General features: G+C 48.0%; 10 protein-coding genes. 6 read left to right on the plus strand and 4 right to left on the minus strand.

The features are described from left to right. The first annotated feature begins 1 nt into the window (after position 1). The 5 genes from NQ546_RS15075 to NQ546_RS15095 all read left to right on the plus strand — a co-directional run bounded on the left by NQ546_RS15075 (position 2) and on the right by NQ546_RS15095 (position 9,262). Positions 2-1,372 (plus strand): SLC45 family MFS transporter, encoded by a 1,371-nt coding sequence (locus NQ546_RS15075; RefSeq protein WP_004290206.1) that lies wholly within the window; start codon positions 2-4, stop codon positions 1,370-1,372. Positions 1,373-1,526: 154 nt separating this feature from the next. Further along, positions 1,527-3,845 carry a family 65 glycosyl hydrolase domain-containing protein gene (locus NQ546_RS15080; protein ID WP_004290204.1) on the plus strand — a complete coding sequence of 773 codons (2,319 nt, stop codon included), beginning with the start codon at positions 1,527-1,529 and terminating at the stop codon, positions 3,843-3,845. Positions 3,846-3,855: 10 nt separating this feature from the next. Next, complete coding sequence (locus NQ546_RS15085) at positions 3,856-4,908, plus strand: efflux RND transporter periplasmic adaptor subunit (protein ID WP_004290203.1); 1,053 nt, start codon at positions 3,856-3,858, stop codon at positions 4,906-4,908. Positions 4,909-4,915: 7 nt separating this feature from the next. After that, a complete protein-coding gene (locus NQ546_RS15090) occupies positions 4,916-7,948 on the plus strand; it encodes an efflux RND transporter permease subunit (protein WP_004290202.1) in 3,033 nt (1,010 codons plus the stop codon). A 39-nt stretch (positions 7,949-7,987) separates the two neighbouring features. Then, a complete protein-coding gene (locus NQ546_RS15095) occupies positions 7,988-9,262 on the plus strand; it encodes a TolC family protein (RefSeq protein WP_004290201.1) in 1,275 nt (424 codons plus the stop codon). Positions 9,263-9,351: 89 nt separating this feature from the next. Here the strand turns inward: NQ546_RS15095 and NQ546_RS15100 are convergent, their stop codons facing one another. The 4 genes from NQ546_RS15100 to NQ546_RS15115 form a co-directional block, all read right to left on the minus strand. Then, entirely contained in the window at positions 9,352-10,587 is a 1,236-nt protein-coding gene (locus NQ546_RS15100) for a sodium ion-translocating decarboxylase subunit beta (RefSeq protein ID WP_004290200.1), read from the minus strand. Then, a complete protein-coding gene (locus NQ546_RS15105) occupies positions 10,587-12,422 on the minus strand; it encodes a biotin/lipoyl-containing protein (protein WP_004290199.1) in 1,836 nt (611 codons plus the stop codon). Before NQ546_RS15105 ends, NQ546_RS15100 begins: the two co-directional genes overlap by 1 nt. 41 nt (positions 12,423-12,463) lie before the next feature. Further along, on the minus strand, positions 12,464-12,721 hold the full coding sequence (locus tag NQ546_RS15110; protein ID WP_004290198.1) for an OadG family protein: 258 nt from the start codon (positions 12,719-12,721) through the stop codon (positions 12,464-12,466). A 194-nt stretch (positions 12,722-12,915) separates the two neighbouring features. Beyond that, entirely contained in the window at positions 12,916-13,404 is a 489-nt protein-coding gene (locus tag NQ546_RS15115) for an HU family DNA-binding protein (RefSeq protein WP_004290197.1), read from the minus strand. 466 nt (positions 13,405-13,870) lie between these two features. Between NQ546_RS15115 and NQ546_RS15120 the strand changes: the two genes are divergently transcribed. Further along, positions 13,871-14,533, plus strand: coding sequence for a GNAT family N-acetyltransferase (locus NQ546_RS15120; protein ID WP_004290195.1), 663 nt, complete (start codon positions 13,871-13,873; stop codon positions 14,531-14,533). Positions 14,534-14,741: the final 208 nt, after the last annotated feature.

Here is a 14,741-nt window from a genome sequence, read left to right on the forward strand (position 1 = left end):
AATGAAAGTAAAACCCGATTTAAGTTTCTGGAAACTGTGGAACATCAGCTTCGGTTTTTTTGGCGTGCAAATCGCATATGCTTTGCAAAGCGCAAATATCAGCCGCATTTTTTCCACATTAGGAGCTGATCCGCACAGCTTAAGTTATTTTTGGATATTACCGCCGTTGGCAGGCATCATAGTGCAACCCATTGTCGGAGCTGCCAGCGACAAAACGTGGACACGATTCGGACGTCGTATTCCTTATTTATTCATAGGCTCGCTGGTCGCAGTGCTCGTGATGTGCCTGCTGCCCAATGCCGGCAGTTTCGGCATGGCGGTGAGTACGGCAATGATTTTCGGGCTGGTATCGCTGATGTTTTTAGACACCTCTATCAACATGGCGATGCAACCTTTCAAAATGATGGTGGGCGATATGGTGAACGAGAAACAAAAAGGACTTGCCTATTCGATTCAAAGTTTCCTGTGCAACGCCGGCAGCCTGGTGGGCTACCTGTTTCCCTTCATATTTGCATGGGTAGGCATCAGCAATACTGCGCCGCAAGGGGTCATTCCCGATTCCGTCATCTATTCGTTCTACATCGGAGCAGCCATTCTGATATTCTGCGTTATTTACACCACAGTCAAAGTCAAAGAGATGCCGCCTGCCGAATATGCCGAATATCATGGCATTACGGAAGAGCAGGAACACGAGAAAGTCAGTATGCTGAAACTGTTGATAAAAGCACCGAAAGCCTTTTGGACAGTGGGACTGGTACAGTTTTTCTGTTGGTTTGCCTTTATGTTTATGTGGACATATACCAACGGCAGCATAGCTGCAAATGTTTTTGACGCTCCCACAGTAGAGCATACGGTGAATGGAGTCAGCAAAATAGTCCTCGACACCAAAAGCCTGCAATATCAGGAAGCTGCCAACTGGGTAGGCGTGCTGTTTGCCGTACAAGCTATCGGCTCCGTACTTTGGGCGGTATGTATCCCTATGTTCAAAGACCGCCGCTTTATCTATGCGCTGAGCCTCGTCTTGGGCGGTATCGGATTTATATCCACTTATTTCGTGCACAGCCAATACGTACTATTCATATCCTTCTTGCTGATAGGCTGTGCATGGGCTGCTATGCTGGCATTACCTTTCACCATTCTCACCAATGCCTTGTCCGGCGGGCACATGGGAACCTATCTGGGACTGTTCAACGGAACAATCTGCATACCGCAAATCGTAGCCGCAGCGTTGGGAGGAAGTATTTTGGCATTGTTCACGCCGAAAGGGATGCTTCCACCCGAAATAAACATGCTGGTAATGGCGGGCGTGATGCTCATAATCGGAGCCGCCTGCGTATATCTGATAAAAGAAACCAAAGGAGAAAGGCCGTAAAGAGCCTCTATTCTTCCTCACCGACAAACTCCCCATTCGTCACCGATGAACTCCTCGTTCCTCACCGACGAACGGGGAGTTTCTTTTTCCGTATCTTGTTTATTTATTCTTTTATTTGTTTATCTTTACACCGATAACACAAAAGAATACTGCCATGAAGAAATTCCTTAAAACTGACGAATGGAACATTATAGAAGACAGCTTTCAAGCCGACCGCATGCGATGGTCGGAAAGCATATTCAGCCTTGGGAACGGCCGTTTCGGACAACGGGGATATTTTGAAGAGCCATATAGCAGCGACAGCTATCGCGGCACATTCGTGGCAGGCATAACTTTTTTAGACAAGACCCGCGTGAACTGGTGGAAAAACGGTTTTCCACAATTTTATACGCGTATTCCCAATGCTCCGGAATGGAGCCGCATCAGCCTGCGCCTCATCGACGAAGAATTGGACTTGGCCCAATGGGACGTGGACAGCTTTAACAGGCGTCTCGACATGAAGGCGGGCATCTCCTACCGCGATGTAGAGGTGACCTCTCCACGCGGCAACAAACTCCGCTTGCACGTAGAACATATTGCCGATATGGCCCGTCCCAACCTCTGCCTTATCAAATACAGTGTTACCTCCCTTAACTATGCAGGGAAAGTTTCCCTCGTACCGACTTTCGACGGAGACATTGCGCAGCATACCGAGCATCCGGATGAAAAGATATGGAATATCCTTCGATCCGGCACTACCAGTGATTGTGCCTATCTGTGGACACAGACCAGGCGGGAAGACGCACAGACATGCTATGCCATGACCTACCGGTTCTTCAAGAACAATAAAGAGACATTTGCCAACCCCATACGCATAGAAAAAGAGAAACAAACCGGATTCAGCGTAGGCATCGAGGTGAAACCGGGCGATACCGCAACGCTCATCAAATATATCGGCATCACGTCGTCCCTTTATTATGAACGGCAGGACCTGATAGAGGAATCCATATCGGAAGCGCGCAAAGCCAAAAGCTTGGGCTGGGACATTCTGGAAGAGGAGCACCGGAAAGCCTGGCAGGAAATATGGGATGAAACGGATGTCACAATAGAAGGAGATCCGGAAGCCCAGCAAGGCATACGTTATAATATCTACCAGCTTTATCAGACCTACCGGGGCGATGACCCGCGCCTGAATATCGGTCCCAAAGGTTTCACAGGAGAGAAGTATGGCGGCAACACCTATTGGAATACCGAATTATGCTGTGTGCCTTTCTTCCTCCTGTCCACTCCGAAGAAAATTGCCGAAAACCTGCTGATGTACCGTTACAAGCAACTTCCCAAAGCCATTGAAAACGCCAGAAAGTTAGGGTTCGGCAACGGCGCCGCCCTTTTTCCGCAAGTCACCGGCAATGGAGAAGAATGCCATAGCGAATGGGAAATCACATTTGAAGAAATCCACCGGAACAATATAATTGTCTATGCCATTCTTCAACACGCCACCCTCACAGGTACATTGGACTACATTGCCCGTTACGGACTGGAAGTGATGATAGCCGTCAGCCGTTTTTGGAGTCAACGGGTATCTTTCTCGCAGCCCAAACAGAAGTACGTCATCCTCGGAGTCACCGGACCCAATGAATACGAGAACAACGTAGACAACAACTGGTACACCAACTACTCCTGCATGCGCTGTCTCAAAACCACTCTCAGCTTTCTTGAAATCATAGCGCGGCAATATCCCGACGAGTATGCCCGCGTGCGTCGCATTACCAATCTGAATTATGCGGAAGAGAGTGAACGCTGGCGGGATATTATCGAACGGATATATTTGCCGGAAGACCCGGAACGCGGTATTTTCATTCAAAACGACGGCTACATGGACAAAGTCCTGCAAAGCACCGATGCCATTCCCGACAACGAGCGCCCTATTAACCAGTATTGGTCATGGGACCGCATCTTGCGCTCCTGCTACATCAAGCAAAGTGATGTTCTGCTTGGCCTATACCTATACTACTTCAACTTCGACACAGAAACCATTCGCCGTAATTTTGAGTTCTACGAGCCGATGACTGTCCATGAGTCTTCCCTTTCCCCACATATCCATTCCATTCTTGCCGCACGCATTGGAAAAGTGGAGAAAGCCTACCAATTGTTCATGCACGCCACCCGTCTCGACCTTGACGACTACAACAACGAAGGCGAACAAGGACTCCACATCACCAGCATGCCGGGCAGTTGGCTTGCGATTGTACGTGGATTTGCCGGATTGCAGATAGTGAATGACATGCTTAAGATAGAGCCCGTCCTACCGGAGAAATGGAACAGTTATTCCTTCAAAGTGAATTACTCAGGCAGCACCCTGCACATACAAGTAAGTAAAGAAATAAAAATCGGCCTGACGGCCGGAAACAAACTGAACATACAGGTATATCAAAACGTTTATGAATTAAAACAAGAGGGGAGTCTGACCATTCCCCTGAAAGACTCGTTTTAATCAGAAACAAATGAAAAAAATGTACCTGTTCGCCCTGGCGATGACGTTTCTCATCACGTCCTGCGGGCAAAAAAAGGGGGAAGATACTGCCCTCGTGCGACCTGTGAAAACCGCTACCGTCAGTTCACAGTCAGTGATCCTTAAAGACTTCTCCGGCATGGTGGAAGCAGTGGAATATGTGAAGCTGGCTTTTAGGGTCAGTGGACAGATCATCAACCTTCCGGTTGTGGAAGGACAAAGGGTCAAGAAAGGGCAGCTCATTGCCGCTATCGACCCGCGTGACATTTCCTTGCAATATGCCGCCGACAAGGCTGCCTATGAAACTGCCGCCGCGCAGGTTGAGCGCAACAAACGGTTACTGGGACGTCAGGCCATCTCCCTGCAAGAATATGAAATCAGTGTAGCCAATTATCAGAAAGCAAAATCCGCTTACGAGCTATCCACCAACAATATGCGGGATACGAAACTGCTGGCTCCTTTCGACGGTTCTATCGAAACACGTCTGGTAGAGAACTATCAGCGCGTCAATTCGGGAGAGGGGATCGTACGGCTGGTCAATACTCGGAAACTGCGTATCAAATTTACCGTACCCGACGATTACCTTTACCTGCTTCGTGCCAAAGACGCTACATTCAAAGTAGAATTCGACACTTACAAGGGTACGGTATTCAATGCCAGACTGGAAGAGTATCTTGACATATCAACCGACGGTACAGGTATTCCGGTAACAATCATCATCGACGATGCCGCTTTTGACCGCACCATATATGATGTGAAGCCGGGATTCACCTGTAACATCCGCCTGGCATCGGATATTGCTCCTTTCATAGAAGAAAAACTGATGAATGTGCCGCTAAGCGCCGTATTCGGTGACAGCGAAAACAAGAACACCTATGTATGGATAGTGAAAGACAACAAGGTGAACCGTCGCGAAGTAACCGTATATTCACCTACCGGAGAGGCTAATCTTCTCATATCCAAAGGTCTGAAACCAGGTGAAACCGTTGTCACAGCCGGAGTGTACCAATTGGTGGAAGGACAGAGAATAAAAGAGGTAAAATGACAGAGATATGAACTTAGCTAAATATTCATTAGACAACACCAAGATTGTTTACTTCTTTCTCGCAGTGTTGCTCATCGGCGGTGTATTCTCATTCGGCCGTTTGGGAAAGAAAGAAGATGCGCCCTTCGTCATTAAGACGGCGGTCATCATGACACGTTATCCCGGAGCCGAACCGGCTGAAGTGGAACGGCTCATTACCGAGCCCATCTCCCGCGAGATACAAAGCATGAGTGGGGTGTACAAAATAAAGTCCGAATCCATGTACGGGCTTTCCAAAATCACGTTTGAGCTGCAACCATCGCTCTCCGCTGCATCTATCCCGCAAAAATGGGATGAGCTGCGCCGTAAGGTTCTCAACATACAGCCCCAACTTCCGGCAGGAGCTTCCGCACCGACAGTATCGGACGACTTCGGCGATGTATTCGGGATTTATTACGGTCTGGTTGGCGACGATGGTTTCTCTTACGAAGAGATGCGCAACTGGGCAGAACGTATCAAAACCCAAGTCATCACTGCCGACGGTGTTATGAAAGTAGCCCTTTTCGGCACACAGACGGAAGTAATCAATATCTTTATCTCCGTAAACAAACTGGCTGGAATGGGCATCGACCCCAAACAACTGGCAAGCCTGCTGCAATCGCAAAACCAGATTATCAATACCGGTGAAATCAGTGCAGGCGAACAGCAGCTACGCGTTGTTGCCAACGGCACTTATACCACCGTCAACGACATCCGCAGCCAGATAATCACTACTCCCGGCGGCCAAGTCAAGCTGGGCGATATAGCGATTGTAGAAAAAGGTTATATGGATCCTCCCGGCACTATCATGCACGTAAACGGGAAGCGCGCTATCGGCATCGGTATCTCCACCGATCCCCAAAAGGATGTGGTGAAAACCGGCGAACTGGTAGATAAAAGGCTCGCCGAGCTGCTGCCTCTTATCCCCGTAGGACTGGAGCTGGAAAGCCTCTATCCTGAAAACGTCATTGCCAAAGAAGCCAACAACGGTTTCATCATCAACCTGATAGAGTCTATCCTGATCGTAATCGTCATCATTATGCTGGTAATGGGTCTGCGCGCCGGCGTATTAATCGGGTCTTCACTGATATTTTCCATTGGCGGCACACTGCTCATCATGTCGTTTTTGGGCGTAGGACTGAACCGCACTTCCCTTGCAGGTTTCATCATAGCTATGGGCATGCTGGTGGACAACGCCATTGTGGTGACAGACAATGCACAAATCGCCATAGCACGCGGTGTGAACAGGCGAAAAGCACTGATAGACGGTGCCACCGGGCCGCAGTGGGGATTGCTGGGAGCAACTTTCATAGCCATCTGTTCTTTCCTTCCGCTTTATCTTGCACCGTCTTCCGTAGCCGAAATCGTAAAACCGTTATTCATTGTATTGGCTATCTCACTGGGATTAAGCTGGGTACTGGCATTGACGCAAACCACGACATTCGGCAATTTCATACTGAAAGCCCAAGCAGACAACAACGGTAAAGATCCGTACGACAAGCCCTTCTACCATAAGTTTGCATCTATCCTCAGCATACTGATACGCAGGAAAGCGTTGACATTGGGAAGCATGGTCGTCCTGTTCGTCCTCTCTCTCGTTGTAATGGGACTGATGCCGCAAAACTTCTTTCCTTCGCTGGACAAACCCTACTTCCGCGCCGATGTGTTCTACCCCGACGGATACAGCATCCGCGACGTAGAGAAAGAGATGAAGAAAGTGGAGGCCCACCTGCTGGAACAGCCGGAAGTGAAACGGGTGTCAGTTACCTTCGGCAGCACCCCGTTGCGCTACTATCTGGCATCTACTTCCGTTGGGCCCAAACCCAACTTTGCCAATCTGCTGGTGGAGGTGACAGACAGCAAGTACACCAAAGAATATGAAGAGCATCTGGACAGCTATATGAAAGAGAACTACCCCAATGCCATTACCCGCACCACGCTGTTCAAACTCTCGCCTGCCGTAGACGCCGCTATCGAAATAGGTTTTATCGGCAATAACACAGACACTTTGGTAGCGCTGACCAACAAGGTTCTGGAAATAATGCACCGTGACAACGATCTTATCAATGTACGTAACTCCTGGGGCAACAAAGTTCCCATATGGAAACCGATATACAGCCAAGAGCGTGCGCAACCGTTAGGCGTATCCCGCCAGAGCATGGCGCAAAGCATACAAATAGGAACCAGCGGAATGACCTTAGGGGAATACCGCCAAGGCGATCAGGTGCTTCCTATCCTACTGAAAGATAATGCAATCGACTCATTCCGCATCAACGACCTCCGCACGTTGCCGGTGTTCGGGACTACGCGTGAAACGACAACGCTGGAGCAGGTAGTCAGCGATTTCGACTATCAGTATAAATTCTCCAACGTAAAGGACTACAACCGGCAAATGGTTATGATGGCGCAAGCCGATCCCCGTCGGGGCGTAAATTCCATTGCCGCCTTTAACCGCGTGTGGAAACAGGTGCAAAAGGAGATAGATGTACCCGAAGGATACACCATGAAGTACTTCGGCGAGCAGGAAAGCCAAGCAGAATCCAATGCGGCATTGGCAGCCAATATGCCGCTGACGTTCTTCCTTATGTTCGTTACCCTGCTGTTCCTGTTCAAGAGCTATCGCAAACCTATCGTCATCCTGCTGATGCTCCCTCTCATCTTTATCGGCATCGTACTGGGGCTGTTGCTATTGGGCAAGACATTCGACTTCTTCGCTATCTTGGGATTACTGGGGCTGATTGGGATGAACATCAAAAACGCCATTGTCCTCGTAGATCAAATTGATGCGGAGACAGCCATGGGGAAAACGCCGCGCGAAGCGGTTATCAGTGCAACGACCACCCGCATTGTCCCCGTAGCCATGGCATCGGGAACAACCATTCTGGGCATGCTGCCATTGCTGTTCGATGCCATGTTCGGCGGTATGGCCGCCACTATCATGGGCGGTCTGCTTGTAGCTTCGATACTCACCCTGTTCGTATTGCCGGTGGCCTATTGTGCAATACACAAGATAAAAGGATAAGGGAATTTGCAATTTGACTATTTACGATTTACAATTTGAATGATGAGAAAGATTATATTTATACTATCATTAATGGGCTTCGGCATAAGCAGCGTGGCACAGGAAGCATATCTCAGCCGCGAGGCCTATCGGAACAAAGTGGAGGCATACAGCCAACTGTTGAAACAGCAACGCCTGAAAGCAGCGGCAAGCACCGAAGCGCGGAAAATAGCGCAGACAGGCTTTCTCCCGAAGATAGACATCACAGCCGAAGGAACCGCCAACCTAAATCGCCTGGACGACTGGAACAGCCCCGCAGGACAGTACCGCCCCTACACCTATCAGGCATTGGCAACACTGGGGCAGCCTCTTTATACAGGCGGTTCACTCATTGCCCAAAAGAAGATTGCCAAAGCCGACGAAGAGCTGGACAGGCTGGCCGTAGAACTGACGCTCGACCAAATACATTATCAGAGTGATGCCGTCTATTGGAACGCCTCGGCCGCATTGGCCACACTCGAAGCCGCAGCCCGTTTTGAAGAAATCATCAATCAACAGTACAACATCATCTTGGACAGGTTTAACGACGGCGCCATCAGCCGTACGGACCTGCTGATGATTTCCACCCGCAAGAAAGAAGCGGAATTACAGTATATCAAGGCTCGCCAGAATCACACCCTTGCCTTACAACAACTGAATATTCTGATGGGAGCAAAACCGGATGCCCCGGTAGACAGCCTTTGTGAAATCGGCACCCTCTCCCAACCCGTCAATTTATTGAGTCTCGATGAAGTTTTAGGACGCCGCGCCGACTATGCCGGCACCAACGTCAGCATTGCCAAGAGCGAAGCGCAGCGCAAAGCCGCCCTCAGCCGGTACAATCCTCAACTCAGCATGTTTCTGGCCACCGGGTGGGACACCGGTATCACCTATATGGGACAAGATGTGCCCCATACACCCATTGCCGGTCTCAATCTCAACATTCCCATTTTCCGGTGGGGTGCACGCTTCAAAACCAATCGTCAGCAAAAGGCATATATCGGCATCCAGAAATTACAGCAAAGCTATATAGCCGATAATATCCTGGAAGAGCTGTCCGCCGCCGCCACCAAACTGGCAGAAACGGAACAACAGGTACGGACGGCCCGAGAGAATACGGCGCTTGCCGAAGAAAACCTCGACTTGGTTACCTTCTCATACAATGAAGGCAAAGCAAGCATGGTCGATGTGCTTTCCGCACAACTATCATGGACACAGGCGCAAACCAACCTTATCAACGCATACCTTGCCGCAAAAATGGCAATGGCGGAATACAGAAAAGTCATCAGCGAATAAAAGCAGACAAACATAAAAAAAGAACGTGCCGGAATAAGGATTCATTTTTCAACCTTATTCCGGCACATTTTTTTTATGTCGTAAATCTCCTATCCGAGGAACGAAATCAGCACGCCCGCTGCCACCGCAGATCCGATGACACCGGAAATATTGCTGGACATACAATAGTTCAGCACATGGTTTTTGGGATCATACTTGGTTGCAATTTCATTACATACCCGGCTCGCCATAGGCACAGCACTCAATCCCGTTGCACCGATCAGCGGATTAATCTTCTTCTTGGAGAACAAGTTAAACAGCTTCACGAAGAAGATACCACCCGTAATGGACAAAGCGAATGCAAGGAAACCGCCGATGACGATGCCGATAGTAGTCCAGTTGAGGAACGCCTCGCTCGTCATGGTAGCACCCACACTCAGTCCGAGGAAGATGGTTGCCGCATTCATAATGCTGTTGGCCGCCGCATCGAACAAACGGCTGGTATCGGAACCTATTTCCTTAATCAGGTTACCGAACATCAGCATACCGATCAGAGGCACTGCCGTCGGCACGAAAAGGGCAACAATGGTAGTGACAGCAATCGGGAAGATGATTTTCAATACACGCAGGTTCTTTATCTCAGTCTTTGAAGGATAGAGCTTTTCCTGTTCCTTCATGTTAATCATCAACTCCTTCTTTGTGCAGAACAGCTTCACAACCATCGGAATGATGACGGGAACCAATGCCATATACGAATAAGCCGCAATGGCGATAGGGCCCAGCAGATGCGGGGCGAGCTTAATGGTGGTAAAGATAGCTGTAGGACCGTCCGCACCGCCGATAATGCCCAATGCACCTGCTTCCTGCGGTGTGAAGCCCATCATTACGGCACACAGCAACACCGTAAAGATACCAAGCTGCGCAGCAGCACCGAATATGGAAAGACGCAGATTGCGAAGCATCGGCCCGAAGTCCGTCAGCGCACCCACACCCATAAAGATGACAGGCGGCAGAAATCCGGTCTTTATCAGCATATAGTAGATGAAGTTCATCAGTCCGAGGTCGTGTGCAATCTCATGCAACGGCATCTCCCAGATGTTCTTCAGCACTCCGTTCACCATTACCATACCGTTTTCATCCGCCTGAATCACTCCCATATCACCGCCCGGGAAGTTGGCAATGAGCACACCGAAAGCAATGGGAACCAGCAACAGCGGTTCGTAGTGCTTCTTGATGCCCAGATACAGCAAGATGAAGGCAATGGCATACATTACAAGGAACGACGGGTCGGCAATGATATTGCTGAACGCCGTCATATCATAAAGTTTTGCAAATATATCTTCCATTATCCAATCTTCATTAATACATCATCTTCAGAAACAGAATCACCCGGATTGACGCAGATAGCAGTCACTGTCCCGCTAAATTCGGCCCGGATGGCATTATAAGTCTTCATGGCCTCAATGTAGCAAAGCAAGTCGCCTTCTTTCACTTTATCCCCTACTTTGAGAGGAGTTTCCTGTGCATTTTTAGTCAGGAAGAATTTGCCTTCAAGCGGAGCTGTTATCTCTTGTCCTTCGCCTACGGGGGCAGTCACTTTCTCGGTAGCGGAAGCCGGCAGGTCGATGTCACCGTAAGCCACCGTCACGCGATAAGCCTGTCCGTCCACCTGTACGGTGAGCGTCTTGGGTTTGGCATCGTCCAAGGGCGATTTGTCACGTTCGGCGCGGCGCTTCTCCACATCAGCCAGGAAGTCTTCTTTTGCCTTGCCGCTCTTGTAGGCCTCGTACTGTGCCGGGTGCATGGCATATTCAAAGAGTTCCTCATCGTCTTCCCCAAGTTCCCATTTGTTCTCTTTCATCAGCTTGCGATACTTGTCAAGGGCATCGGGATAGTTGTCCTGCGGGTTGCCGTTGAAGAATTTACGTCCTTCACGTTCAGCTTTTTCCACAATTTCAGGTGCAAGCTCACCCGGCAGTTTACCGGCCTTGCCCAACAGCATATCCCAAATATCATCGGCAATCATACCCCAACGTTCTTTGCCCTTCTCCATAGCCATTACGTTCATCATGGAAAGGTTCTTCACATACTGGCTGAACGGAGTCACCAACGGTGGATAGCCCACACGCGGCCATACGTAGGCCACTTCATTGAAGAGTTTGATGAGCAGTTCATCCTGCTTCATAAACGGCAGGTTACGTTTTGCCTTGTACTTATTGATAGATTCCAGATTGGATTCCAAGTCCGCCATTAAGCTGCCCATCATACCGCCCGGCAGTCCCGGACCAATCAGCAACGAGTTCATCAGACGGTTCTTCGGACTGATGTACAGACCGAGGAAATCATCCATAAACTCCTGAATGAGGGCGCGCACCTTCATGTATGCTTCCATATTGATTTCGGGCACTTTGAAACCTGCATCTTTCAGCATAGCCTGTACGCTGAGCAAGTCGGCATGTCCCGTTCCCCATGAAAGCGGTTCCATACCTACGTCGATATAATCGCAACCCGCCTCGCAAACTTCAAGAATGCTTGCCATATTGAAGCCGGGTCCCGCATGACTGTGATACTGAACGGGAATTTCCGGATGGGCAGCCTTGATATTAGCCACAATCTTGCCCAAAGATACCGGACGGCCGATACCGGCCATATCTTTTATGCAGATTTCATCCGCACCGAGTTCGATAAGTTTCAATGCCATATCCGTATAATACTCTACGGTATGGATAGGCGAATGAGTGATACAAAGAGAGCACTGTGAAATCATTCCCGCCTCGTGCGCATAAGTGATAGAGGGAGCAATGTTGCGTATGTCATTCAGCCCGCAGAAAGTGCGCGTAATGTCCGTACCCTGCGCTTTCTTCACTTTATAAAACAACTTGCGTACATCGGCAGGCACAGGGCTCATGCGCAGACCGTTCAGCGCGCGGTCCAGCATGTGTGTCTGAATACCGGCTTCATGGAAAGGCTTCGTCCACTCCCGCACAGCCTTATTGGGGTTTTCACCAAACAAAAGATTAACCTGTTCAAAACCGCCGCCATTTGTTTCTACGCGAGCAAAACAACCCATTTCAATAATGGCGGGCGCTACCTTCACCAGTTGGTCTACACGAGGAACATATTTTCCGGCACTTTGCCACATATCCCTGAACACCAAACTGAACTTAATTTCTTTTTTCATACTAAATTATTCCTGTGTGTGTTTATATAAGATTAGTTATTTCAGATTTTCTCTACTTTGGCAACTTTACCCTTACCTTGCGTCACTACCGTAACTGCCGCGCTGATAGCTGCCATAACATTAGCGGGAATAGCAGCAGGACCACTTGCCGCCGGTTTGGCAGAAGAGACCTCTTCGGGTGCATATTTATTCACGAGGGCTATAAGTCCTTTTCCTAAGTAGATAACAATCAGCAGGATAGCAAAGACAGTTGCCATGCCTACCACCATTAGTAGAAGTGCTGTATTCAAGTTTTCCATATTATAAATTATTAGTTATTCTATCAGATTTGCAAAAAATCGTCCGAAATTAGCGATAATTAGCGAGAATACAGAATATTACAATGATAAAATATGCTAAAATGAAAAGTTCCCATACCCTCAGGAGAGAGTACGGGAACTTTTTTGTCAACACTGTGACGCCAGCATCTGCCGTTTACGAAAACGAAAGACAATTATCCCAGCGGATCTTGCTCCTCACCGCCTTCCGAACCGCTACCGCCCGGATTAGAGGAGCCGCCACCGGAAGTGCCGCCATTGGCAAGTTTCTCTATGTCCATCCAAACAACATCCGCATCCACCATGGAACGTGTAGTAATTTGCTTCCCACTACTGCGTTTCACCTCAGGAATAAAGCGTACACGTACACCGTTAATTTGTCCGGAGGTCACCTCTTCAGGCGTAGCAACCCCATTCTTATTGGTAGCGACTGTGTAATAAAAAGTACCGATGCCATCAATTTTCACCGTACTACCGGAAGCCATATAATCAGCTATTACACCTCCCAGGTTTTTAAGCACAGCATACGTATCTCCCCGGGTAACGGTAGACTGCAAAGAGAGCTTGTCCGCAATTCTGTCAGTGGTAATAGGAATGCCGGTAGTTATTGCTCTCGGATACCACAAATCATTCAGTTTCGATTGAAATTTCTTGTAAAATGCCATAATAATAATGTTTTAAATGATTAATAATGTATATCTAAATTCTCTTGTCTCACCTGGAAAAGCGGAAGTTTCATTGTGAGGCCTCAACAAATCAGCCATTCGCTTTTCTCAAATTCGATGTTGCAAAGTTAGGGTGAGAAACAAGGGAAAGCAAGAAAATGGCATCTACAGCCAAAACATATAATTAACTAATAAACAACACATTACAAAACAGCATTCTCTACAAGGGAAAAATGAATATAAAATTAAGGATAAGAAAAAGATAGGGTATCTCTACACATGAGAGTCATAAGTACCTGATAATGAGATTACCTATTCTTTCCAACCTCTACAATACAAATTATTGTATATTCTTCTGTCTTAAGCAAGCCTATCACTATTATTTTAGACTATCTGTATAGTCTCATCATACGGAAATGATTATTTTTTATACATTTGCAAAGTATGCATTTAAATACCGCAACTTATGAACATTGAATTACGACTTGAACAACCGGAAGATTACCGTAAAACGGAGGAAATAATGAGAGAGGCTTTCTGGAATTATTATGCTCCCGGATGTTACGAACACTACTTGTTGCATATCATGCGGAACTCTCCCAACTTCGTTAAAGAACTTGACTTTGTGGCCGTCTGGGAAAATAAGATTATAGGGAGCGTTGTGTGCCTAAAGTCTTTTATTGCCGCCGACAATGGGAATAAATACGAGGTATTAAGCATGGGGCCCATAGCCGTTCTTCCTAAATATCAGCGTATGGGCGTCGGTAAAGCACTGATAGCACATACACGCAGCGTAGCAGCAGAAATGGGGTATCGTGCCATTCTGTTGTGCGGGGATCCCGATTATTATTCAAAAGCAGGATTTGTGGCAGCAGAGCAATTCAATATCCGTACCTCCGAAAACAAATATATTGCAGCTCTCCATGTGTGCCCTTTATGGCCGGATGCCTTAGCTGGTGTGACGGGACAATATTACGAGGATGAGATTTACAACATAAATATTGTAGAGGCAGAAGAGTTCGACCGTTCATTTCCTAAAAAAGAACGCATAACGGGAACTCCCACGCAAAAGCGTTTTGAGGAAGTGGTTGCCATGCAAAAAGAGTACATGCAGCCATCAGGGAAGTGACAGATTAAGGATATCTACCATTCGTCCGTTTATCTATCCTCCGAAATCTCAACTCTGATTTATATAGGAGAATAAAATTTCAGAAGAAACAGGAGTTATATTTTAACTTTTTCATTTGAGAAATCCCGCATTACTGTCACAAACTGAGTCCGTAATTTGAACTGTGTCAGCTAAGGAAAAGAATAAAATATTAACTTTGCTAACACAG

Source organism: Bacteroides eggerthii (assembly GCF_025146565.1).
Taxonomy (GTDB): Bacteria; Bacteroidota; Bacteroidia; order Bacteroidales; family Bacteroidaceae; genus Bacteroides; species Bacteroides eggerthii.